This is a genomic window from Salinirussus salinus (genome assembly GCF_009831455.1).
Classification (GTDB): Archaea; Halobacteriota; Halobacteria; order Halobacteriales; family Haloarculaceae; genus Salinirussus; species Salinirussus salinus.
This window is the reverse complement of the sequence record NZ_WOWO01000002.1, coordinates 708,121-731,077: the sequence shown is the minus strand read 5'-3', so window position 1 is coordinate 731,077 and position 22,957 is coordinate 708,121. Positions and strand designations below refer to the sequence as shown.

Sequence of the window (22,957 nt, the reverse complement as noted above, 5' to 3'; positions counted from 1 at the left end):
GCGGTCAGTAGAACCCCCGGTCGACCTCGTCGTCGACCACGTCCTCGAACTCCGCCTCGAGCAACTGCTCGGCCTCCTCGAAAGTGTCGGTGAGGTCGCCCATCGCCTCGGGGCGGTCGTGGTTCTCGAACTCCATCGGACCGTAGGCCGGGCTGTCCATCGCGTCCATGATGTCGTCGAACAGCGCCTCCGGGGAGGTGGGTGCCTCCGCGTGGGTCTCGACGACCGTCTCCAGCTTCGTCGCCACGTCCTCGGCTTTCTCCTCGTCGACGGGCTCCTGGACGCCGAAATGGCCGGGAGCCTCGCCGCGCTCGGGGAACAGCGGCGCGAGTTCGTCGTCGACCTGGCGGGCGACCCGGGCCCCGACGCCCTGGACCTCGAAGGGGTTGCGCGCGTAGGTCTTCACCTGGAAGACGCCGGTGTCCGGATGCCCGATATAGAGGTCTTCGCCGATCCCGCTCGAGCGGTCGCCGCCGACGGCGCGCCACCCCTTGGGGTCCGCGCCGCTGTCGACGACCTCCTCCATGATGTCCTGCCAGTCCCGGACCTGCATACCCCGCGGTACGTGGCGGGAGCGAAAATAGCCACCGGTTCCACGTACCTTCCGGGGCTCCGCGCCCTTCGCCCCGTCCGGGGCCAAACGCACAAGCCTGCCCAGCCCCAGGGGGAGAGTAGATGCGAGGACGCGCGCTGCTCGCCGAGCAGGACGTGGACTTCGACCCTGGGTCCGTCGCGGTCGACGACGCCGACGTGCTCGACCTGCTCGACCCGGTCGTCCAGGAGTGGTGGGTCGAGCAGTTCGGCGCGTACGTCCCCGGAAACGGCGGCTTCTTCACCCCGCCCCAGAAGGAGGCCATCCCGCTGATCCACGAGGGAGAGAACGCGCTGGTCTGTGCACCGACGGGCAGCGGGAAGACGCTCGCCTCCTTCACCGGGATCATCAACGAACTGTTCGCCCGCGACCGCGCGGATGGGCTTGAAAACAGCGTCTACTGCCTGTACGTCTCGCCGCTGAAGTCGCTGGCGAACGACATCCACCGGAACCTGGAGGTCCCTCTGAAGGGGATCACCGGGAAGCTCGACGAGCGCGGCGAGGACGTCGAGATCCGCCACGCGATCCGCCACGGCGACACCAGCAGCAGCGACCGCCAGGCGATGCTGGAGACGACCCCCCACATCCTCAACACCACCCCAGAGACGCTCGCTATCCTGCTGAACTCCCCGAAGTTCAAGCAGAAACTCGAGACCGTCGAGTACGTGATCGTCGACGAGATCCACAGCCTCGCGGAGAACAAGCGGGGCACCCACCTGGCGGTCTCGCTGGAGCGACTCGAACACCTCTGTGAGGAGTCGCCGACCCGGGTCGGGTGCTCGGCGACGGTCGAACCGCTGGACACCGTGGCGGAGTTTCTCGTCGGGCGCGAGGAGCCCGGCGGGCCGCCACGGGAGTACGAGGTGGTCGACACCCGGTTCGTCCGGGAGTTCGACATCGAGCTCACCTGTCCGACCGACGACCTCATCGACACGCCCCGGGAGGTTGTCAACGGTCGCTTCTACGACCACCTGGACGACCTGGTCGCCGAGCACACCCAGACGCTCGTCTTCACCAACACCCGCTCGGGTGCCGAGCGAGTCCTCCACAACCTCCGCGAGCGGTATCCGGACTACGACGAGGACAACTCCGCCTGCCACCACGGCAGCCTCTCGAAGGACCGCCGACAGGCGGTCGAACAGCAGCTCAAGGAGGGCGACCTGGACGTGGTGACGACCTCCACCTCCCTCGAACTGGGGATCGACATGCCACACATCGACCTGGTTGTCCAGGTCGGCTCGCCAAAGTCCGTCGCCGCCTTGCTCCAGCGGGTGGGTCGGGCGGGCCACCAGCTCGGCGAGACGGTCACCGGCCGGGTCGTCGCACTGGACCGGGACGAACTCGTGGAGTGTGCGGTCATGCTCAAGAAGGCCGAGGAGGGTTTCGTCGACCGCGTCTTCATCCCGGAGAACGCTCAGGACGTCGCCGCCCAGCAGGTCTACGGCATGGCGATCAACGGCCCCCGGCCCGAGGCCGAGGTCAGGGGGGTTCTCCGGCGTGCCTACCCCTACCGCGAGTACGACGACGCCGCCTACGAGCAGCTGATGCGGTATCTCACCGCGGACTACCCGGGCATGGAGGAGAAAAACGTCTACGCGAAAGTCTGGCGGGACAGAAACGACCCGCCGGGCGGCGAGCACCACTACCCGGAGTACGACGTGGGACAGCGGCTGATAGGCAAGCGCGGCCGGATGGCCCGGGTCATCTACATGACCAACATCGGCACCATCCCCGACTCGTTCACCTGCGACGTGTTCACCCGCGGGGGCGACGAGTGGGTCGGGCAACTGGACGAGGCGTACCTCGACACGCTGGAATCGGGCGACGTGTTCGTGCTCGGCGGGAGCCGCTACGAGTACCGGTACCGCCGCGGGTCGAAGGTGTACGTCGACCCGACGAGCGCGCGCCCGACGGTCCCCTCCTGGTTCTCCGAGCGGTTACCTCTCTCCTACGACCTCGGCCGCGAGATCCTGCGCTTCCAGCGCGAGCTGCTCGCCCGCCTCAAGCACGGGGGCAAGTCCGAGGTACGGGTGTGGCTCCGGGAGTTCCCGCTCGACGAGCACAGCGTCCGCGCGCTCACGCGGATGTTCGACGAGCAGGTCCGGTATCTCGGCCCGGAGGGGGTGAGCACGGACGGCCGACTGGTCGTCGAGGAGGAACTGGACCGGGAGGCCTACGAACGGCGCTACTACGTCCACTCCAACTACGGCCGGCGGTTCAACGACGGCTTCTCCCGGCTGCTGGCCTACCGGGTCGCCCAGGAGACCAACGCCAACGTCCAGGTCGCGGTCGCCGACAACGGCTTCACGCTGTCGATGCCCCTGAACCGGAAGGTCGACCTGGTCGGGGTCCTCGAGGACATCGACCCCGGGGACGCCCGCGGTGACCTGCGTGCCAGCCTCGAGGGGACGGACCTGCTGGAGCGGTACTTCAGGATCAACGCCACGCGGGCGCTGATGATCCTCAAGCGGTACAAGGGCCACGAGAAGTCTGCGAGCCAGCAGCAGGTCAACGCCGAGATGCTGCTGGGCTTCGCCGAGGAACTGGAGTCCTTTGCCGTCATCAAGGAGACCTACCGCGAGATACTTGAGGACAAACTCAACCTCGCGGGCATCCAGGGGGTGCTCGCCGCTATCCAGGCCGGCGACGTGACCGTCACCACCGAACGGGTCGACTCGCCCTCCCCACGAGCGTTCGGACTGGCGACGCTGATGGCTTCCGACGTCGTCCTCGCGGAAGACGAGTCGGAGGTCCTCCGGGAGTTCCACCGGCGGGTTCTCGAGGAGATCGAGGACGGAAACGAGGGCGCCCTGGCGACGGAGTGACCGGCTCCGGCCGCGTCAGAGATACGGGGGAATCTCGCCGCGAGGGGAACCCCCCTTGTCCTCGAACCCCTCGATGTACTCATGCCACACCACGGTCACAGCCACGAGGAGCCGGACGCGGGTCAGGTCCACCGTAGCGTCGACGAGAACGTCGACGCCAGAAGCGACTGGGCGCGGCGGCGACGCGAGGGGATCCCGACGGACAAGCAACTGCTGGTCGTCGCCTGCATGGACGAGCGCATCCCCGTCGAGGAGGCGCTGGGCATCGAGCTGGGCGACGCACAGGTCTTCCGCAACGCCGGCGGGAAGGTGACCGACGACGTGGTCCGGTCGGCCGCGCTCACGACGCAGTTTTTCGACACCACCGAGATCGTCGTCGTCAATCACACCGACTGCGGGATGATGAGCGCCTCCGACGAGGCGGTCGTCGACGGCCTGACCGAGGCCGCCGGGGGCGACCTCTCGGATGTCGACCTCGACCCCGCGCTCCCGGAGCTGAACATCGGCGACGCCGACCTCGCGGAGTGGGTGCGGATGACCGACGACATCGACGTGGCCTGCGCCCGGCAGGTCGAACTGCTGGAGGAGCACCCCCTGATCCCCGAGGAGACGGCGGTCCACGGCTACGTCTACGAGGTCGAGAGCGGCCACCTCCGCCGGCCCGGCGAGCGGGTCGCCGAGACCGTCAACACGCGCGTGGAGGAGTAGCGGGAGTCCGGGCCGGCGACTTGCCGGTCAGACCAGCAGCGTGTTCAGCGCGTCCGGGACGACGAGCACGTCGCTGCCGGGGTCGACGGCAGCCTCGACGCTGTCGGCGGCGTGCATCAGACAGTCCTCGACCACGCCGGGCGCCTGGCTGTTCGTGACCCACAGCTCGTGGTCGCGCAGCACCTGCGCGACGACGAACGCGCGCTGTGAGCCCGGTTCGTAGCCCTGCCGCATCTCCTCGTAGAGCGCCTCCGCGGAGTCGGCCGTCGAGAGCCACTCGTGGAAGCGCTGCTCGCCGGTCCCCTCGCCGGCCCCCTCGGTCAGCCGGGCCGGGGTGATAACCCGGCCGCCCTCCCGCAGCGGGTTGTGTGCCCCGAGAACGACGTAGGTCGCCCCGCGGGTCGTCTGGTAGAGGTTGGCGTCCTTGGGCGCACCCACGCCCGCGAGGACGGCGTCGTAGCCCTCCTCGACCTCGACGGCCAGCGCGTCCTGTGCGATGCCGGCCAGATCCGCCACCACGGCCCGGGAGTCGCCCGCGCTCGCGCCGAGCATCCCCGCCGGCCCGTGGGTGACGTTGAGACAGAAGTCGACGCCGACGAGGTCGCCCGCCCGGTCGACAAAGTCCCGGAAGGGGTTGTCGTCGATCCGTCCAAGGCGGACGCCCGGCCGCGAGAGCATCTCCGGGCCGTGGGTGTACCCGATCCCCGACTCGCCGCCGGCGCCGATGACGGCCGTCTTCGCTCCGCCGGAGAAACCGGCGTACTGGTGGGGCTCGACCATCCCCGTCGAGACGACCGTGTCGGCCGCGGCGACCGGTTCGTATATCTCGATGGGGCAACCCTCTATCTCGCCGACCACTACCGTCCGCTCGGGGTCGTGGTTCTCCGCGATGTCGGCGTGTTCGCCCAGCGCCTCCCGGATTTCGGCGTCGGTCATCGGGCGGTGGAGGCCGAGTCCGAGGACGACCCGAACCGTCTCGCGGTCGACACCGCCGCGCTCCAGTTCGGCGAGCAGCGCGTCCAGCAGGACGTCGTCGGGCGTGGCTCGGGTGACGTCCGTCACGACCACCGCGACGTCGTCGCCGGGGGCGACGCGCTCGGACAGCCGCGGACCGTGCGGGTCCGCGACCGCGCGCTCGGCGGCTGCGGGCACGTCGACGGGGTCGCCGCCCGCCGGCTCGGCGACCGTCACCGCCGAGTCCGGCAGCTCCACCGACACCGTCCGCTCCCCGAGAGGGACTTCGACCATGCCCGGTGTTCGACACGTCGGCGAAAAGGTGTTCGGATCGGGGGGAGTCTCGACCCGAACGGGTCGACGTGCCCATGCCAGTGGATTGCGGCGTGCCGCGAATAGCTATCGGGGCCGGAGCGGCATCGCCGTCCTGCCCCGCATGTTCGGGTCTTCAAAAGGAGCCGGGGGAGTCACCGGGGTTTCGCGCCTCGACGGTCACCCGCGCGCCCACTCGACCATCCGGGCGTAGGTGTCGTCGGTCCCCAGCGCCTCGGCGTCGCCGACCAGCACCAGCGCCTTCTTCGCCCGGGTGAGCGCGACGTTGACCCGGCGGTAGTCCTCGAATATCGGACTCTCCAGGTCGTCGGTGGCGACGAAGGAGACGACGACCACCTGCTTGCTGGAGCCCTGGAACCGGTCGACGGTGTCGACCGCCACCGCCTCGCCGACGCGCTTGCCGACCTCCGCGACCTGGGCCCGGTACGGTGCGATGACACCGATGTCGCCGGGGTCGACGCCGGCCTGGCGGTAGGCAGCGACGGTTTCCGCGACCGCCTCCGCCTCCGCCGGGTTCGTGTTCCCGTCGCTCTCCCCGTCGGGGTCGACGAAGGCCACGCGGTCCTGGAGGTGGGACGGCAGGTCGTCGACGCGCACGTCAGGGAGGTCGCCGACGTGCTGGGCCGCGACCTCGGCGGTCGCCGGCCGGAGTTTGCCCTCGTAGAACTCCCGGGAGGCGAAGGCCTGGATCCGCTGGGCCATCCGGTACTGGCGGTCGAGCATGACCGACGCCTCCGGATGGAGGTCGGTCAGCCGCGCGAACAGGCTCTCCGAGAGGGCGTACTCGTCGGTCCCCCCGTCCTCGGCCTGGACGACCGGCGGGAGCTGGTGGTGGTCGCCGACGAGGACGAACCGCCCGGCCAGCGTCGTCGCGGCGAGCGTCCCGGGCTCGGTGAGCTGGCCGGCCTCGTCGACCACGGCGGCGTCGAAGGACTGCTCGCGCATCACTCGCGAGCCACACGAGGCGGTGGTGGCTGCCACCACACCCGCCTCCTGCAGCCGGCTCGCGCACTCGTCGGGGTCGCCCGCGGTCTGCAGCCGGTAGGACTGCATGTCCTCGCGGACGCCGCTCTCGGTGCCGACGCGGACGATGTCTGTAAAACCCTGCTCCTCCAGGGCCTCGACCGCGTTGTCGACCGCGCGGTTGGTAAAAGCCGACAGGAGCACCCGCTCGCCGCGCTCGACCATCGCCCGGACCATCCGCGCCAGGGTGTAGGTCTTGCCGGTCCCCGGCGGCCCGTGGACTAATGCGAAATCCTCGGCGCCGACGGCTCTCCGGACCGCCCGGTCCTGGGCGTCGTTGTTGTCGATGAACGTCTCGCCGGGCTCCGAGAAGGCGGGCTCACGACGGTCGAAGAGGACGTCCTTCCGCTCGGCGGGCTGTGTCAGGAGGGCGTCGTGCAGCGCCGTCAGCATCCGGTCCGCACTCAGCTCCGAGGGGTAGACGTCGAGCCGCCGCAGTTCGACAGGTTCGTCGGCCGTCACGACCACCTCGCCGTCCGGACCACCGAGCCGCTCGACGCGGGCGAGTTCCGCGGTCCCGCCGATAGGGTCGCCGTCGCTCGCGAGCACCACGTCCCCCTCCCGGATCTTCGAGACGGCCCCGGTCCCGCGGGCGCGCAACTCCCAGCGGCCGCCCTCGAGCTGTTTTCGTCCTGTCGGCTCCAGCCCGACGAGCGCCCGGTCGTCGTCGGCGCGCTCGCCGGGCTTCTGCTCCCAGAGCTTGGCGTACTCCCGGTGGACGGCCGCCCGCTCGCGCTCGATGGCCCGGTAGAAGGCCTCGAAGTACGCCTGCTCCTCGGCGGGGATGGCGGTGCCGACCTGGCCGGCCTTGGACTCCTGGTCGAGCCGGCCGGAGACCGCCATACAGGTGTCCTGTTCGAAGCAGTACTCGCACTTGGCGTCGGCCTCGTAACCCGTCGGGACCGAGCTGTCGTACTCCATCGCGGCGAGGTGGTTGCGCTCCCGGAGGACGAAGTCCAGCAGCCCCGACCCGATGGAGAAGTCCTTGGCCGGCGAGAGGTCGCCGCCGTCGGTCTCCTCGCCGTCCAGCGCCGCGTTCTTCGTGTAGAGGAGCGTCCCGGTGTCGGGAGCCTCGCCGCGGCGTTCCTCCAGCACGAGCGCGTAACACGCGGCCTGGACCTTGTCCTGGAAGCGGGGGTCCCGACGGGTGTTCTTCCCGGTCTTGAGTTCGACGGGCGCGCCGTTGCGGACGGCGTCGGCCCGCCCTTTGAGTCCGTAGCGCTCGCTGACCAGCGTCTGCTCGGAGCGCCACTCGTCGCCGCCCCCGAGCCGGCCCTGCTGGAGCCAGGCCTGGATGGCGCCGGCGTGCTGGCGGACCGTCTCCGCGGTCGCCTCCCGGCTCGCCCCCAGCAGTCCGAGGTCCAGTCCCGCCTCCTCCACCCGGGCGTCGACACTCTCCTCGAGGTCCCGCCCCCGCAGCAGGTCGCCGAAGACCTCGTGGACGACCGTCCCCGTCACGACCGGCTCGGCCAGCGGCGTCCCGCCGAGCTTGTTCAGGTAGTACATCCGCGGGCACTGGACCCACGAGCGGATGTCGGTCACGTCCACCAGGAAGTCGGGTTCGACGACCACCCGCGTCTCCCCGCCGGTGGTGTACTGCGTCTCGCCGCGGTACTCGCGCTCCTGGGCGTCGTAGACTGCAAGCTCCATCCCGGCCTCCAGGTACTCGCCGGTCTCCGCCCAGTCACCCCACAGCGTCACCGTCGTCGGCTCGCCGCGGCCCCGGTCGGGCCGGAGCGCCACCTCGAGCAGGTCGCGCTCGCCGTACTGGGTGTCGACTGCCCTCTCCTCGCCGACCTCGGTGACGACCCCGCGGATGTTCACGGAGGCCGCAGGGGTGCGCCGCGCAAAACGGTGTCGGTGGCGGCCCCTGCCGGCTACCCGTCCGCCGGCGCCTCGTCTTCCGCCTCGGGCTCGGGAGCGGGGCCGGCGTCGGAATCGCCGGCGGCCGGCGAGACCGCGGGTACGTCGACGGCCTCGAGCGCGTCCGCGATCACCTCGGCGGCGTCGATGCCCTCGACGGTCGCCTCGGTCGTGAGTACCACCCGGTGGGCCATCGTCGGTCGGGCGAGCCGTTTCACGTCGTCGGGCGTCACGTAGTCCCGCCCCGCGACCACGGCCCGGGCGCGGGCGGCCTCGAAGACCCGCTGGACGGCCCGGGGCGAGATACCCACCTCGGCGTGGGCGTCGGCGCGGGTGGCCCGCGCGATGTCGACGATGTAGCGGCGGACCTTCTCGTCGACGCGTACCTCCTCGGCGCGCTCCTGCAGCGCCAGCACGGTCCCGGGGCCGACGACCGGCTCGACGGACGGCGCCAGCGTCCGGCGACTCGCCCGCCGCTCCAGCAGCCCCATCTCGCCGTCGACGCCGGGGTAGCCCAGCGTCGTCTTCACGCTGAAGCGGTCGCGCTGGGCCTCGGGCAGCCTGAAGGTCCCCTCCTGCTCGATGGGGTTCTGGGTCGCGACGACCACGAAGGGCTCGGGAAGCGGGTGGGTCGTGCCGTCGACGCTGACCTGCCTCTCCTCCATCGCCTCCAGCAGCGCGGCCTGGGTCTTCGGCGGGGCGCGGTTGATCTCGTCGGCCAGGACGACGTTCGCGAATATCGGCCCCTCGGAGAACTCGAAGGTCCCTTCGTGCTCGTCGTAGACCGTCGACCCCGTGACGTCTGCGGGCAGCAGGTCGGGGGTGAACTGGACCCGTGTGAAGGAGAGTCCGAGCGCCTCGGCGAGGACCCGCGCCGTGACGGTCTTCCCGGTGCCGGGGACGTCCTCGAGCAGGACGTGGCCCTTCGCGATGACGGCCGAGAGCACCGCCTCCAGTACCTCCCGGTCGACGACCGCGGCGGACTCGATGCGCTCGAAGACCTCCTCGCAGACTGCCCGCGCCTCCCCGGGCCCGTCCGGCGTTCCGTCCATACGCGGGCGTGTGCCCCCACCGACAAGAATCCACCCCTCGCGGCCGACAGGCTGACCTCGCCAGTCGGCCGTCACGGGCGCGCGACCTCGCTCAGCGCGCCAGCGGCACCGTCAGGACGGCGACCCCGAGGACGGCGACGGCCGCCGCGACGACGGCCCCCCCGGTCGAGACCGTCCGGACCAGCCAGTCCAGCCCCGTCAGGGCGCCCACGGCGACGACCCCGACCCCGACCGAGAGGGCGCCGTGGTAGAGTTCCAGACGCCGGGTTTCGGGCTGGTGGCCGAGTTCCGCGGTCAGTCCCAGGCCGAACGCGGAGACGTCCCAGACCACGAGCGCTCCGGTCGCGAGCCCGAAGACGAGCACCCCCGACAGGCCGGCCTGGACGGCGCCGGCGGCCGCCACGAGCAGCCCGACAGCGCCGAGCGCCGGCCCCGCCGCGCGGTCCGGCAACAGGCCGAGTCGCACCGCGCCGACGAAGACTGCCCCCAGGGCGAGCAGGCCCAGGGGAGCGACGACGACCAGCGCGACGATACTCCCGCCGGCACCGAGAAAGACCGGCGCGACGACGACCGCCAGGAGTCCCCCGGCGGTCCCGGCCGCGAGCGCGGTGTCGAGCGCCGCACCGGAGCGGTCGACGACCGCGTCCAGCACTCTGACGCCCGCGGCAGCCAGGAGCGCGAGCCCCGCCAGCGCCAGCAGCGGCAGCAGCACGACGGGAGCGGAGAGCACCTCGAGGAGGGTGACGACCGAGGGCGTCGTCGCCGCGACCCGGTCCAGCGGCGCCGCCAGAATGGGGCTCGCGACGAGCGTCGCCAGCCCCAGGACGGCGACGGCGGCAGCCGACCGCCGCGCCCACCGTCGGCCGCGCCAGACGCTCTGGCGGGTCGCCGGCGGGGCCCACTGGAGCAGCGGGAGCCAGCGCAGGGCGAGGAGTGCCGAGAGCCCGAGGGCAGCCAGCGCGCCGCCGAATCCGGCGAGCGCCGTCCCGGGGTCGGAGGTGGCGGCGGCCCGCTCCAGGAACGCGACCCCGGTCGCGAGGAAGGAGGCGAGGAGGAGCAGTCCCGTGAGCCCGAACAGGATCGCGATGTAGGACGCGGCTCCCCGGACCATCGCCCGCGAGACGGCGTCGGCGCGTGCGGTGTCCGTCCAGGTCAGCCCGATCCCGAGACACGCGAGCAGGAAGCCGCCGAGCAGGGGGCCGGCGGGCAACACGACGGCGGCGGCCGTCAGCGCGACCAACAGGCTCCCGCCGAACAGGAAGACGAGGTGGCCGACCACGCGGGTGGCGACCCGCTCGCGGCCGAGCAGGGCGACGCCGGTGACCGTGAGCCCGGCCGGCAGCGCGACCTGGCTCACGAGGACGACCGGCTGGAAGGGCCCGCCCGAGCCGACGAGCGGCCCCAGGTCCCCGCTCAGCCGCGCCGCGGCGGCCAGGAACAGCCCGACCACCACTGCGGCGGCGATGGTGAGACTCGTCGCCCGGGGGCGCCCCTCGTCGCCGACAGCCGACGGCCGGTCCAGCCGCGGGCCGGCAAGCGCCATCAGCGGCTCACCTCCGGGCGTCCCCCGCCCCTTCCGCGCCCTGCCTGGCCGCCGCGGCCCCCGAGGCGTTCGCCGGCGGCGAAGGCGTACTCGAGGGCCAGCGGCAGCGGCGTCCCCCGGCGCCAGTCGACCGTCTGTGCGCCGGTAGCCTGACACCGCGCCAGCGCGGTCCGCCGGCGGACCGCCTCGAGCTGGCCGCTGACCGTGTTTCCGGGCAGCACGTCCGGCGACAGCACCGTCACCGGGACACCGTGGGCGTGCCAGGCCTCGACGGCGTCGGCGGCCTCGCGGTCCAGAAGCGGCGACACCCACGCGAACTGCGCGCCGGGCGGGGCGAGCTCGACGAGCTTGCGGACCTGCGTGCGGGCGCTCCGGGCGACCGACCCGCCCTCGACGGCCCGCTCGACCAGCTGCCGGGCGGCCGCCTGCTGCTCGCGGCCGCCGCCCGGCGCGAGCCAGTGAAGCCCCGCCGGACCGGGGCCGTCGAGTCCCACTACTGCGACTGCCACGTCGTGACCGCTCCCGAGTAGTGCCGCCAGCGCCCGCGTCGCCGCGTAGCCACACAGCTCGACGGCGGTCGGCCTCCCGGGGCCCGAAACGACCCGGTTCACCGACCGCGCGTCGAGGACGAGCACGACCGTCGCCGACGTGGTGTGGCGGTAGTCGACCGTTGCCAGCTCTCCCCGTTTGGCGTAGTGGCGCCAGTCGATCCGGTCGGCGGGGTCCTCGGGCCGGTGCTTCCGGACGGAGTGAAACTCCACGCCCTGCCCCGGCTCGTCCGAGGAGAGCTGTCCGGCGTAGCCCGTGCCGTACTCCTCGAGGGGCGGGACATCGGCGTCGAGCCGGCAGACCAGCCGGTCGTCGCCGCCGGCCGCCAGCGCCCCGGTGGCCATGCTCGCCGCGCTGGCGTCGCGCACCCTGACCGTCGGCCGGTCGAAGTCGTGCTCGCCCCGGCGAGCGACCACGACGTACTCGACGGTGTGCTCCTCGCCCGGGGCCAGCGTCGCGCCGGCCCTGGGGGTGCCGGAGACGACCGCTAGCCGCTCCGGAACCCCGTCGACGACCCGCAGGTCCGAGACGGTCTCGTCGCCCCGGTTCGCGACGGTCAGCCGGACCCGGACCGACCGCCCTGGTGGGGCTGGCGTCGGCGCCACCTCCCGGACCGCTACGAGTCCACCGGGCATCGCCGCGGTCCCCGCGGACCCGTAGGCGACGTAGCCCAGCGGGACGACCGCGGCGAGCACGAGCGCCGGCTGGCGGGTGACGAGCCCGGCCGTCGCGAGCGCGACGGCGGCCGCGACCCCGCCCTGCCAGCGGGCCGTCCGCTGACTGTCCCTCGTTTCGACGCTCCGGCCCGCGGACGGACCGTCCGCGTCTTCCCCCTCGAGTGCGTCGAGCGCGCTCTCGACCGACACACCGGGTGCCGTGCCGTCACCTCCGTCGCCGTCGGATCCGAGGCCCTCCTCCTGGCCGTCGTCGGCCAGTGCCGACGCCGGGTCGGGCGGGCCGTCGGCCGCGGGCCCGCCGTCTCCGTCGCCCGGGTCAGCAGGACCGCCCGGGTCGGCGGGCTCGGGCCCGCGCGCCAGGCTGTCGGGGTTGGCAGCCGGGTCGAGCCGGCCGTCGACGCCGCGACGGAGCCGCTCCAGCCGCGGCTGGACGACGGGGTTCGTTCGCGGTGCCCGCTGACCGACGACCGCCGGGAGCGCCCCGCCGGCGGCCTCGGCGATGGCGCCGACCGCACGGCGGACCCGGGTCCGGACCTCGCGAGCGGGGAACAGCCAGGACCGGACCCGCCGCCGGACCGAGCGCTCGGGGCTGCCGGCCCGGCGGTCGAGGGTCGCCGCCGCGACCGGGTCATCGGTCCAGGTGCCTGCCGCCAGCGCCTCCTCCGCGGCCTCGCGGTCCCGTCCGCCCTGGACGAGCGCGGCGAGCAGGCTCTCGCGCAAGGCCGGCCGGACGACGTCCAGCCCGTCCTCGACGCGCCGGTCGCGGTGGGCGGCCCGTTCGGCCTCCTCCAGGGTCCCTGCGAGGCGCTCGCCGGACAGCGGGTGCGCCGAGGGCGTCTCCTCCGGCCGGCCGGAGACGATGCTGCCACCGACCGACCACGGCGCGAGCGCGTACCCTTCGGTGCCGGTTGCCAGCCGCCAGAGGTGATAGAGCCCGGCGAGAAACGCCAGCACGCCGGCGAGCCGGACCGCGCGGTCGACGTCCTCCGCCGGGAGGTCGGCGCCGACGAGCGCGACCGCGAGCGCGGCGAGCACGGCCAGCGCGCCCAGCCCCGCGAGGGCGCGGACGGCAGTCCGGTTCACTCTTCGCGCCCTCCCCGGTCGCGCTCGTCCCAGGTCTCCCGGAGCCGGTCGTAGGCCGCGCGGGCGCGGTGCCACCGCCGGTCCGAGAGCGGGCGGTCGCCGTACTCCACCTCGCGGAACACCTCCGCGATCCGTTCGACGGGCTCGGCCGGGAGCCCGCGGTCGGTCGCGGCCCGTTCCACCTCCGCGGGCGTCGAGGATCGCCACCGTCGGGGAGCCACGCGGCGTGCGACCTGTCGCCAGAGTTCGCGGAGCGTCTCCGGCCCCTGCTCGGCCGCCTCGCCGGGTTCGCTCTCCGGGGCGGATGCGGCGTTCGGACCTGCCCTCACCGTGGTCTCGCCGGGTGACTCGTCGGCCCGGTCGGGGTCCGGCCGCCGGCGGAGAAGTGCCAGCGCGACCACGGCGACCGTCCAGACGCCGAGCCCGGCGACGGCACCTCCGGCATCCGCGAGCACGTACCCGGCAGAGACGGCAGCCACCAGGAGCGCGCCCGCGACGAGGATGCGAACGCGCCCGTACCTCCCGAGCGCGCGGCCCGGGACGGCCCCGACGGCCTCCGCGAACGCTGCGGCGGCCGAGACGAGACGGCCGGGCGCGGCGGCGAGCCACTGGGCCGGCGCGGCCAGCACCGCCCGGAGCCGGGCCGGGAGGGCGCGACACCAGGCCACGCCGCCACGCAGCCCTGCGAGCAGCCGGTCGGCGGCTCCCGAGAGGCCGTCGGCGAGCGCCAGCGCGACCGCCTTGCCACGCCGTGCGAGCCGGCCGAGCAGGCCGCCGCCGTCGGCGCCCGCCGGGACCAGGTCCTCGCCCCGGTAGCGGACCGCGATAGCGGCCCAGGGGACCGCGACGAGCCCCGCGGCGGCTGCGAGCCCCGGCCAGCCCCCCAGGACGTAGCCGGCGAGCAGCGCGACCGTGGTCAGCCAGCCCGCCGCGGCGAGGAGGCCCACCCGCCTGCCGTACCGCCGGCCCGCGGCGGCGGTCGACCCGGTCGCGAGCCCGAGCAGGCCGGCGACGAGCGCCACCGAGGGGAGGTAGACGGCCCACATCGGGAGCTGTTCGACCTGGCCGCGGGCGCGGACTTCGACGGTCGCGCCGGAGTCGGGGAGGTCGAGCCGGAGCTGTCCCTCGCTGTCGGTCCGGCCGACGCGCTCGCCGTCGACGAACACCGGTGCGTCCGCGGCCGGCCGGGGGCCGAGTGTGGCTTGCAGGGTTCCGGATTCGCCGGGGACCGCGAGCAGGCCGCGGGGCTGGACGCTCACCGAGAGCGTCCAGACCTGCAGGGTGCGCGCACCCGCGAAGTCGCCGCGTTCGACCCGGAGGGTGACACGCTCGCGGTCGGGAACCTGGAGCCGGTAGCGACCCCGGTCGTCGGTCCGGCCGACGCGCTCGCCGTCGACGAATACACCGGCGTTCCGGAACGGGACACCACTGACGGCGGCGGCCACAGTGACCGTCTCGCCGGGGTACGGCTCCCCGCGAACGCCGACCTGTACCTCGCCGTCGACCGGCACTGTCGCCGAGTCGTTCCCTGCCGTGCCGGTCTGGCGGACCCGGTCCCCGGTCGCGCCGAACTCCGGCCCGCCGGTGAGGGCGGCCGCGTCGGCTCCGCCGGCGAGGGACTGGTCGTACCGGCGGCCGTCCGGGGTGACGAAGGCACACTCCGCGGCGAGGCCGACCCGGACGTTCAGCTCGCGGTCGTAGGGAACCCGTCCGACGACCCGTCCGCGGTCGTCGGTCCGGCCGACCCGGCGGCCGTTGAACCACACGCGGGTGTCGGGGACCGGCTGGCGGTCCCGGACCACGTAGACCGCCAGGTCGCTGCCCGGTACCGGCTCGCCGCCGAGGACCACGAGACAGCCGCTGTCGGGCATCCGGCCCTCCGGGAGCTCGATGTCGATGGGGACGTCTCCGGGGTCGATGGTGACGTTCCCGTCGAACTCCGGGAGCTCGGGCAGGGCGCCGCCGTCGGAACTGGCACCGTTCGCGTCGGCGGGCGGGAGGGCCAGCGCCGCGACCACCAGACCGAAGACACACAGCGCCAGCAGCGGGAGCTGCCGGGCCTGGGCCCGGTCGCTCTCCCGGACCGGCCGGCGGGAGTGGCGGGAAGTCATGTGTGACGCCGGGGTGGCTGTCACCGGTTTGCCGGCCGGCAGTTATCAAAGGTCGGGTCGGTTCGCTGCCGGGACTTGGAGGCTCGCGCAGAAAAGTGGGGAGCCTCAACGGTCGTCGTCGGGGCCGCTCCGTCCGCGCGGCGACTCGGCCTCGATGACCGCCGCCAGATTCTCGAGTTCCGGGCTCTCCAGGTCTTCGGCGAGCCCGACGATGACGTCGTCGAGGGTGACGATCCCGAGGATCTCGCCGTCCTCGACGACCGGGACCCGGCGGACGCCCTCCTCGCGCATCAGTTCGGTCAGCCCGAGGACGCTCTCGTCCGGGCCGACCGAGAGCACGCCCATCGAGAGGATGTCGTTGACCGTGGTCGTCGCGAGCGAGTCGACGAACTGCTGGCCGTAGACGACCAGGTCCCGGTCGGTGACGACCCCGAGCACGTCGTCGTTCGAGTCGAGAACGACCGCACTCCCCACCCGTTCCTCACGGAGCGTCTCGGCGACCTCGAGGATGCTCTCGTCGAGGTAGACTGTCACCACGTCCTCGCTGGCGAGTTCGGTTATCTCCATGCTGTATTGTACGGACTCCGAAATATAAAAAGCGAAAGGGGATTCCCGCGACGCGGGGACGACCCCTCGCTCCCGATTCAGCCCGCCGCCCTCCACTCCCGGTCCAGCCCGCCGCCACTCACCTCGGGTCTCGCTCGCCGACGGCCCTCATCCCTGGTCCAGCTCGTCCACGAGGTCCGCGGCCACACCCGTGTACCCGGCAGGCGTCAGGGCCCGGAGCTCTTCACGAACACTCGCGGGGACGTCGAGCTCCGCAAAGAGGTCCCGGAAGTCGGCCAGGGTGACCGCTTCCCCGCGGGTGAGCGCCTTCACCCGCTCGTAGGCGTCGGTGTGGCCCTCCCGGCGCAGCAGGGTCTGGACGGCCTCGCCGATGACCTCCGGGGTGGTCTCGAGGTCCTCGCGCATCACCTGTTCGTTGGGGACGACCTTGCCGAGCCCCGTCCCGAGCTTGCCGTAGGCGACGAGACAGTGCGCGAGCGCGCCGCCGACGTTGCGCTTGACCGTCGAGTCCGAGAGGTCCCGCTGGAGCCGGGACTTCGTGACGTAGTCGCCGAGAAAGACCAGGTCCGAGTTGGCCTTCGAGAGGTTCCCCTCCGCGTTCTCGAAGTCGATCGGGTTGACCTTGTGGGGCATCGTCGAGGAGCCGGTCTCGCCCTCGACGGCCTCCTGACCGAGATAGCGGTCGGAGACGTAGAGCCAGCAGTCGACAGCCAGGTCGAGCAGGACGTTGTTCGCGCCCCGGAGCGCGTCGAACAGCGCCGCGAGGTCGTCACAGGGGTTGACCTGCGTGGTCAGCGGCTCGTGGTCGAGGCCGAGCCCGGCGACAAAGTCCCGGGAGAAGGCACGCCAGTCGACCTCGGGGTAGGCGGCGTGGTGGGCGGCGTAGCTCCCGCTCGCGCCCGCGAGCTTGCCGGAGAGCTCGTTCACGGCCGCCTCCACCCGGCCAAGCGCCCGCCCCAGCCGGGAGGCGTAGACCGCCATCTCCTTGCCGAAGGTCGTCGGCGTGGCCGGCTGGCCGTGGGTGCGAGCGAGCATCGGGAGGTCCCGGTACTCGCGGGCCATCCCGGCGAGCGCGTCCCGCACCTCGCGGAGTTCGGACAGGATCACCTCCCGGACCGCCGGGCCGACCAGCAGCCGGTGGGCGAGGTTGTTGACGTCCTCGCTGGTGAGCGCGAAGTGGACCCACTCGCCCACGTCGACCGGCGAGCGCTCGCGGATGAAGTACTCGACGGCCTTCACGTCGTGGTTGGTGGCCGGGTAGTCGCCGTACCCCTCCGTTTCGAGTTGCTTGACGAGGGCGGCGTCCTCGGCGTCGAACTCCTCGTAGAGCGCGCGGAGCGCGGCGCGCTCCCCGTCGTCGAGCGCCAGCGGGACGGCGTCGAGGTCCGCGAGCGCGACCAGATACTCGACCTCGACCTCGACGCGGGCGCGCATCAGTCCGCGCTCGCTGGCGTAGGGGACGAGCGGCTCCGTGTAGCGGGCGTACCGGCCGTCCAGTGGCGAGACGGCCGACAGCGGGCCTCTGTCCATATCTCTCCCTGTCGGACTCCGGGAAAAAGCCTGCCGGTCGGGGCGGAGACGAGACCCCCCGCTCGCGACCCGGTCAGCCGTGCGGACTTTCGCAACGCCTTTGCGCGCGCCGGGCGCCCACTCACACATGAAACTCGCGGGCATGGCCAGCAACCGCGGCCGCAACCTGATGAACGTCGCCGACCGGGCGCCCGGCGGGGCCGAGTTCGCCGTCGTCCTCACGAACGACGCCGACGCGCCGGTCCTCGAAAAGGCCGAGAAGCGCGACATTCCCACGGAGGTCGTCGAGCGGGAGGGCGACGACCGCCGCGCCCACGAGCGCCGCGTGCTGGACGCGCTCGACGGCTACGACCTCGACCTCGTCTGCCTGGACGGCTACATGCGCGTGCTCTCCGACACCTTCCTCGACGCCGCGCCGACGACGCTGAACGTCCATCCCTCCCTGCTCCCCTCTTTCCCGGGGATGGACGCCTGGGGGGACGCGCTCGACGCCGGCGTGGCCGTGTCCGGGTGTACGGTCCACCTCGTCACCGACGCCACCGACGAGAACGGCGAGGTCCTCGAAGACGAGGTCGACGGCGGCCCGGTCGTCACCCAGGAGCCGGTTCCCGTCTACGAGGACGACGACGCCGACGCGCTGAAAGACCGGGTGCTCTACCAGGGGGAGTTCCAGGCCTACCCCCGCGCAGTCAAGTGGTTCGCCCAGGACCGGGTGACCGTCGAGACCGACGCCGACGGCGAGCCCACGGCGGTGACAGTCGAGGGTGACACGGGCGGTGACCTCCCTGAGCGCCGGCTCGCGTCCCACGACCGCGCCGCGGACCTCCGGTACGGCGAGAACCCCCACCAGGACGCCGCCCTCTACGCCGACTACACCACGGAGGAGGCGAGTGTGGTCCACGCCGACCAGCGCAACGAGGGCGCGAAGGCCCTGTCGTACAACAATTACAATGACGCCGACGCCGCCCTGAACCTGGTCAAGGAGTTCGACGAGCCCGCGGCGGCGGTCATCAAACACACCAACCCCGCCGGCTGCGCGACCGCGGACACGCTCGCGGAGGCCTACGCGGACGCGCTGTCGACGGACCCGATGAGCGCCTTCGGCGGCATCGTCGCCCTCAACCGGGAGTGTGACGCCGCCACCGCCGAGCAGGTGGTCGACTCGTTCAAGGAGGTTGTCGTCGCGCCGGGGTACACCGACGACGCCCTCGCGACCCTCTTCGAGAAAGAGAACCTCCGCGTGCTGGAGGTCGAGGGGGAGATGGAGGTCACGGAGCCGATGACCGAGAAGCCCCTGGTCGGCGGGCGGCTCGTCCAGGAGCGGGACACCCAGCAGGTCACGCCCGAGGGCCTGGAGGTCGTCACCGACCGCGAGCCGACCGACGAGCAGGTGGAGTCGATGATATTCGCCTGGCAGACGATCAAGCACGTCAAATCGAACGCCATTCTCTTCGCGAAGGGTACTGAAACCGTGGGCGTCGGGATGGGACAGGTCTCGCGGGTCGACGCCGTCCGGCTGGCGGCGATGAAAGCCGAGGAGCACGCCGAGGGCAAAAGCGCCGACGGAGCGGTCATGGCTTCGGACGCCTTCTTCCCGTTCCCCGACGGGATCGAGCACGCCGCGGAGGCGGGGATCGAGGCGGTCATCCAGCCCGGCGGCTCACAGAACGACGACAGGGTGATCGAGGCTGCCGACGAGCACGACATGGCGATGGTGTTCACCGGCAGCCGGGCGTTCCGTCACGACTGAGCCGCGCCTCCCGTTCCCGCATAAAAATCTACCTCCCGTTCGCCGGCCCGGCGACGATTGAGGGGTTTATACGTAGTACGGGGCCGTAGCCGGGGGCACGATGACCGACACCCAGCCCCGCTGGATCTCGAGGCGTGCGCTCGCGGCCGTCGCGCTCGCGGCCGCGATGGTGCTGGCCGGCTGTGGCGGCGGCGGGACGACGACCGCCGCTCCCGGCGGAGACATCTCCGCCGAGGACGTCCGCGAGAACGTCATCTCGGCGATAGACGGGTCGAACAGCTACGTCACCACCGGGACGACCAACGTGACGGTGCTGGCGAACAACCAGGAACAGCGGATCACCGTCGAGAGCGAGACCCGGGTCGACCGCGCGAACCGGGAGTTCGTGGCCGACCAGACGACGAGCGTCCTCGGCCAGACGACCGAGGCCGAAGCCTACCTGAAAGACGGCGTCTTCTACCAGCGCAGCGACGCCTTCGTTCAGGCCTACTCCTCGGAGTGGATCAAACAGGACGTCTCGGAGAACGTCTCCCGGACGTTCCGGACCGTCGACCTGCTCCAGCAGGTCGATGTCGGCCTGGAGAACGCCACCGCGCTGTCGCTGAACGGCACCACCCGGGTCGACGGCACCGAGGCGTACGTCCTCGAGGCCGAGGTGAACGGGTCGGCCATCGAGGCCTACGCCCTGGGCTCGCTGCAGTCCTCGGGGCTGGGCGGGTCGGTCAACGTGACCGACGCGGCCATCACGGTCTACGCGTCGGCCGAGACGGGCCAGCCGCTCCGGGTCGTGAGCGCCACGAACGCCTCGCTCTCGCTGCAGGGCCAGCAGATCGACGTCCGGTCGACGTCGGACGCCCGGGTCACCGCCGAGCCGGTGTCGGTGACGCTGCCCGAAGGCGCGAGCACTGCCGTCAACGCCACGACCGCGCTCGCCTCATGACCCGCCGCGGGCTCGCCCTCGTTGCGCTCGCGGCCGTGCTCGTGGTTGCGGGGTGTCAGGCACCCGTCGCCGGCCCTGCTGGCGGCGGCCCGGCACCGGACGGCGGGCCCGCCGGTGCCGACCGCCAGCCAGCGAACATTACAGTCCAGAACGGGACGCTCGCCGTCGACCCCGGGCTCGTGTTCGCACGGGTCCAGACCGTCGCCGGGACGAACGTGACCCCGCCCGAGCGGGTCCGGGCGTTCGGAAACGAGAGCGACTACGGGAACGCCTCGCTGGGTGGCGGCGGGCTTCCGCCCTTCCAGGAGGCGGTCGGGCTGAAGACCGGTCCCGTGCCCAACGCCAGCGACGTCGGGTTGCAGTTCGCCGGCCAGACCTCGGCACTGGGGACGGTGGTCGTCTACGCCGGCCCGAACGCGACGACCGACGACGTCCGCCTGGTTGTGGCCCACGAGTTCGTCCACTACGTCCAGTTCAAGCAGGGACGGTCGGCCCAGCTCCGCCAGCGGGTCGATACGAGCACGACCGACGGGAGCTACGTGGTCCGCAGCCTGCTCGAGGGGCCGGCCGTCTACACGACCGACGCCTATCTCGAGCGGTACACCGACAACGGGACGCAAAACTCGCCGGTCTACCGCGCCATCGCCGAGGCCCTTCCCCCCGGTCACGTCGGCCGGTACGGCAACAGCCAGTACGCCGAGGGGTTCGAGTACGTCGCCAGTCGGGTCGACGACCCCGCCGACATCCCGCGCGTCTACGAATCGCCGCCGACGACCAGCGAGCAGGTCATCCACAACCTCACCGCCGACGAGGAGCCGCCGGTCGCGCTCGACGCGGCCGTCGAACCCGCCGGAGGGTGGCGCGAGGTCGGGACCGACCGGCTCGGCGAGGCGTTCGTCCGGACGACGCTCGCGGTCGGCGTCACCCAGGAGCGCGCCGACCGGGCGGCGGCGGGCTGGGGCAACGACAGGCTGTACGTCTACCGGACGCCCGGCCAGCGAACCGCCAGCTACGCCTGGACCTTCGCCTGGGACGACGCCGGCGAGGCCGCGGAGTTCGAGCGGGCGCTGCGCGCGTATCTGGACGCACGCGGCGAGCGCCGGGCCGGACAGTGGGCGATCGACGACGGCCTGAGCGCGCGTGTCCTCGCGCCCTCGGAACGGTCGACGGTCCTGTTGCTCGGCAACGGCTCCTTCGTCGCGGGGACGGACGCGACCGTGACAGTCGGCTGATACCCGGTCCCGCGCGGTGAGACGGAGGGACGGGATTTTTGACGGCCGGCGCCGACCCGCCGGGTATGCGCGTGGCGCTGGTCGCGATGGAGACGAGCCACCTGTCGGACACTCCGGGGAACCGCCGGCTGGAACAGGTGGCTCGCGGGCTGGCCGGGCGGGGCCACGAGGTCACCGTCTTCTGCACCCAGTTCTGGCGCGGCACCGAGTCCGAGCGGGTCGTCGACGGCGTCCGCTACCGCCCGGTGACCATCGGCCACGCTCCGAGTTCGTTCTACGCCTCGCTGCCGGCCGTGCTCGCCCGCTACCGGCCCGATGTCGTCCACACCCGACCGACGCCGCCGGGGCAGGTCCTCGCCGCGAGCGTCGGCGGGACGCTCGCGCGCGCCCCGCTGGCTATCGAGTGGTACGGCGACGAGGGGCTGGACACGGACCGGCGGCTGACCCGGGCTGCGGTCTCGCGACCACAGCTCGTGGTCTCCCCCTCGGAACTGGTCCGGACCCGGGTCAGGGAGTTCGGCGTCCCCGGCGAGCGGGTCGAAGTCATCCCGGAGAGCATCGACTTCGACCGGGTCCGCGAGGTCGAACCCGCCCGCGAGGTGGACGTCGCCTACGCGCACCCGCTCGACGGGAGCGCGAACGTCGAGAGTCTCCTGCTCGGGCTGGCGGAACTCCGGGACCGGGACTGGTCGGCCCGGGTCATCGGCGACGGCCCACAGCGGGAGGCCTACGAGCGCCAGGCCGCGGACCTGCGGATCGACGACCGCGTGGAATTCGTCGGCGCCTGCGACCGCGAGCGCCGCCTTGCCATCTACCGCGGCGCCCACGCCTTCGTCCAGACCGCCTACCGGGAGTACTTCGCGACAGAGCTCCTGTGGGCGCTGGCGTGTGGCTGCATCGGCATCGTCGAGTACCAGGCCGAGTCAAGCGCCCACGAGCTCATCGAGAACTACGAGCGAAGTTTCCGGGTCACCAACCCCCAGCAGCTCGCCGACGCCATCGTCGACTGCGGCGAGTTCGAGCGACTGAGCGTCGAGGACTCCTGGGCGGGCTACGACCACGACGCCGTCGCCGGCCGGTACGTCGACGCCTACGAGCGGCTGACTGCCGAGTACGGGCTGCTGTAGTGACTCCCTGCGTTGTGGCAAGATTCCGGAACTCGCCGCGCTCTTTTGCTCTCCGGGGCCCAACGACGGTACATGTCGGAGCCGACGCTGTACGACCGGCTGGGTGGACGCGAGGGGATCCGCGCGGTCGTCGACGACTTCTACGACCGGCTGCTCGCAGACGACGGCCTCGGCCCGTTCTTCGAGGGCGCGGACATGGCGAAGCTGCGCCGGACCCAGACGGACTTCCTCTGTCAGGCCGCCGGCGGCCCCGAGACGTACGACGCCGAGCCGGTCCGGGAGGCCCACCTCCACGTTCCGTTCACGCCGGCGGACATTCAGCGAGCGGTCGAGTTGCTCCGCGAGAGTCTCGCGGCCTTCGATGTCCCCGAGGAGGACGCCGACCGCGTGGTCGGCGCGGTGGCCGCGTACCAGGAGGAGCTGCTGGCCCGGCCGGAGGAGGAAGAGGACGCGGTCTGAGTCCGGCTCGGGGACCGACCGCTTCCGGCAGTGGGCCGT

The 22,957-nt window shown here is 72.3% G+C and carries 16 protein-coding genes; 7 read left to right on the top strand and 9 right to left on the bottom strand.

Translation table 11 applies throughout. The features are described 5' to 3' along the window. Positions 1-4: 4 nt before the first annotated feature. Positions 5-553 carry a hypothetical protein gene (locus GN153_RS06870; RefSeq protein ID WP_159901106.1) on the bottom strand — a complete coding sequence of 183 codons (549 nt, stop codon included), beginning with the start codon at positions 551-553 and terminating at the stop codon, positions 5-7. Positions 554-675: 122 nt separating this feature from the next. Here GN153_RS06870 and GN153_RS06865 point away from each other — a divergent pair, with 122 nt between their 5' ends. Both GN153_RS06865 and GN153_RS06860 read left to right on the top strand, forming a co-directional pair. Next, positions 676-3,417 (top strand): ATP-dependent helicase, encoded by a 2,742-nt coding sequence (locus GN153_RS06865; RefSeq protein WP_159901104.1) that lies wholly within the window; start codon positions 676-678, stop codon positions 3,415-3,417. An 81-nt stretch (positions 3,418-3,498) separates the two neighbouring features. Further along, the gene (locus tag GN153_RS06860; RefSeq protein WP_159901102.1) at positions 3,499-4,125 is read left to right on the top strand and encodes a beta-class carbonic anhydrase; all 627 of its coding nucleotides are present in this window, start codon (positions 3,499-3,501) and stop codon (positions 4,123-4,125) included. Between the two features lie 27 nt (positions 4,126-4,152). Here GN153_RS06860 and GN153_RS06855 read toward each other — a convergent pair whose 3' ends face one another. The 8 genes from GN153_RS06855 to purB all read right to left on the bottom strand — a co-directional run bounded on the left by GN153_RS06855 (position 4,153) and on the right by purB (position 17,410). Beyond that, on the bottom strand, positions 4,153-5,373 hold the full coding sequence (locus GN153_RS06855) for a lactate racemase domain-containing protein (RefSeq protein ID WP_159901100.1): 1,221 nt from the start codon (positions 5,371-5,373) through the stop codon (positions 4,153-4,155). Between the two features lie 198 nt (positions 5,374-5,571). After that, positions 5,572-8,259, bottom strand: a complete 2,688-nt coding sequence (locus GN153_RS06850) for an AAA domain-containing protein (RefSeq protein ID WP_159901098.1) — start codon at positions 8,257-8,259, stop codon at positions 5,572-5,574. A 53-nt stretch (positions 8,260-8,312) separates the two neighbouring features. Next, positions 8,313-9,350 carry an AAA family ATPase gene (locus tag GN153_RS06845; protein WP_159901096.1) on the bottom strand — a complete coding sequence of 346 codons (1,038 nt, stop codon included), beginning with the start codon at positions 9,348-9,350 and terminating at the stop codon, positions 8,313-8,315. A 91-nt stretch (positions 9,351-9,441) separates the two neighbouring features. Further along, positions 9,442-10,893, bottom strand: coding sequence for a DUF7519 family protein (locus tag GN153_RS06840; RefSeq protein ID WP_159901094.1), 1,452 nt, complete (start codon positions 10,891-10,893; stop codon positions 9,442-9,444). Beyond that, positions 10,893-13,202, bottom strand: coding sequence for a DUF58 domain-containing protein (locus GN153_RS17670; RefSeq protein ID WP_236544764.1), 2,310 nt, complete (start codon positions 13,200-13,202; stop codon positions 10,893-10,895). Before GN153_RS17670 ends, GN153_RS06840 begins: the two co-directional genes overlap by 1 nt. Then, positions 13,199-15,313 (bottom strand): DUF4129 domain-containing protein, encoded by a 2,115-nt coding sequence (locus GN153_RS06830; RefSeq protein WP_159901092.1) that lies wholly within the window; start codon positions 15,311-15,313, stop codon positions 13,199-13,201. The genes GN153_RS17670 and GN153_RS06830 overlap by 4 nt, the downstream gene beginning before the upstream one ends. A 105-nt stretch (positions 15,314-15,418) precedes the next feature. After that, complete coding sequence (locus tag GN153_RS06825; protein ID WP_159901090.1) at positions 15,419-15,880, bottom strand: CBS domain-containing protein; 462 nt, start codon at positions 15,878-15,880, stop codon at positions 15,419-15,421. A gap of 147 nt (positions 15,881-16,027) precedes the next feature. Beyond that, entirely contained in the window at positions 16,028-17,410 is a 1,383-nt protein-coding gene (gene purB / locus GN153_RS06820) for an adenylosuccinate lyase (RefSeq protein ID WP_159901088.1), read from the bottom strand. 127 nt (positions 17,411-17,537) lie between these two features. On the opposite strand from purB, the gene purH reads away from it, so the two are divergent. From purH to GN153_RS06795, 5 genes are all read left to right on the top strand, one after another. Beyond that, positions 17,538-19,160, top strand: a complete 1,623-nt coding sequence (gene purH / locus GN153_RS06815) for a bifunctional phosphoribosylaminoimidazolecarboxamide formyltransferase/IMP cyclohydrolase (RefSeq protein ID WP_159901086.1) — start codon at positions 17,538-17,540, stop codon at positions 19,158-19,160. Positions 19,161-19,260: 100 nt separating this feature from the next. Further along, positions 19,261-20,100 (top strand): hypothetical protein, encoded by an 840-nt coding sequence (locus GN153_RS06810; protein ID WP_159901084.1) that lies wholly within the window; start codon positions 19,261-19,263, stop codon positions 20,098-20,100. Continuing rightward, positions 20,097-21,332, top strand: coding sequence for a hypothetical protein (locus GN153_RS06805; protein WP_159901082.1), 1,236 nt, complete (start codon positions 20,097-20,099; stop codon positions 21,330-21,332). Before GN153_RS06810 ends, GN153_RS06805 begins: the two co-directional genes overlap by 4 nt. Positions 21,333-21,397: 65 nt before the next feature. After that, positions 21,398-22,459, top strand: a complete 1,062-nt coding sequence (locus tag GN153_RS06800) for a glycosyltransferase (protein WP_159901080.1) — start codon at positions 21,398-21,400, stop codon at positions 22,457-22,459. Positions 22,460-22,531: 72 nt separating this feature from the next. After that, the gene (locus tag GN153_RS06795) at positions 22,532-22,918 is read left to right on the top strand and encodes a truncated hemoglobin (RefSeq protein WP_159901078.1); all 387 of its coding nucleotides are present in this window, start codon (positions 22,532-22,534) and stop codon (positions 22,916-22,918) included. Positions 22,919-22,957: the final 39 nt, after the last annotated feature.

Bases quoted from the DNA above. Each gene is read 5' to 3' on its own strand.
- GN153_RS06870 (WP_159901106.1), bottom strand. From the start codon at position 553: ATGCAGGTCCGGGACTGGCAGGACATCATGGAGGAGGTCGTCGACAGC.
- GN153_RS06865 (WP_159901104.1), top strand. From the start codon at position 676: ATGCGAGGACGCGCGCTGCTCGCCGAGCAGGACGTGGACTTCGACCCT.
- GN153_RS06860 (WP_159901102.1), top strand. From the start codon at position 3,499: ATGCCACACCACGGTCACAGCCACGAGGAGCCGGACGCGGGTCAGGTC.
- GN153_RS06855 (WP_159901100.1), bottom strand. From the start codon at position 5,373: ATGGTCGAAGTCCCTCTCGGGGAGCGGACGGTGTCGGTGGAGCTGCCG.
- GN153_RS06845 (WP_159901096.1), bottom strand. From the start codon at position 9,350: ATGGACGGAACGCCGGACGGGCCCGGGGAGGCGCGGGCAGTCTGCGAG.
- GN153_RS06840 (WP_159901094.1), bottom strand. From the start codon at position 10,893: ATGGCGCTTGCCGGCCCGCGGCTGGACCGGCCGTCGGCTGTCGGCGAC.
- GN153_RS06830 (WP_159901092.1), bottom strand. From the start codon at position 15,313: ATGACTTCCCGCCACTCCCGCCGGCCGGTCCGGGAGAGCGACCGGGCC.
- GN153_RS06825 (WP_159901090.1), bottom strand. From the start codon at position 15,880: ATGGAGATAACCGAACTCGCCAGCGAGGACGTGGTGACAGTCTACCTC.
- purB (WP_159901088.1), bottom strand. From the start codon at position 17,410: ATGGACAGAGGCCCGCTGTCGGCCGTCTCGCCACTGGACGGCCGGTAC.
- purH (WP_159901086.1), top strand. From the start codon at position 17,538: ATGAAACTCGCGGGCATGGCCAGCAACCGCGGCCGCAACCTGATGAAC.
- GN153_RS06810 (WP_159901084.1), top strand. From the start codon at position 19,261: ATGACCGACACCCAGCCCCGCTGGATCTCGAGGCGTGCGCTCGCGGCC.
- GN153_RS06805 (WP_159901082.1), top strand. From the start codon at position 20,097: ATGACCCGCCGCGGGCTCGCCCTCGTTGCGCTCGCGGCCGTGCTCGTG.
- GN153_RS06800 (WP_159901080.1), top strand. From the start codon at position 21,398: ATGCGCGTGGCGCTGGTCGCGATGGAGACGAGCCACCTGTCGGACACT.
- GN153_RS06795 (WP_159901078.1), top strand. From the start codon at position 22,532: ATGTCGGAGCCGACGCTGTACGACCGGCTGGGTGGACGCGAGGGGATC.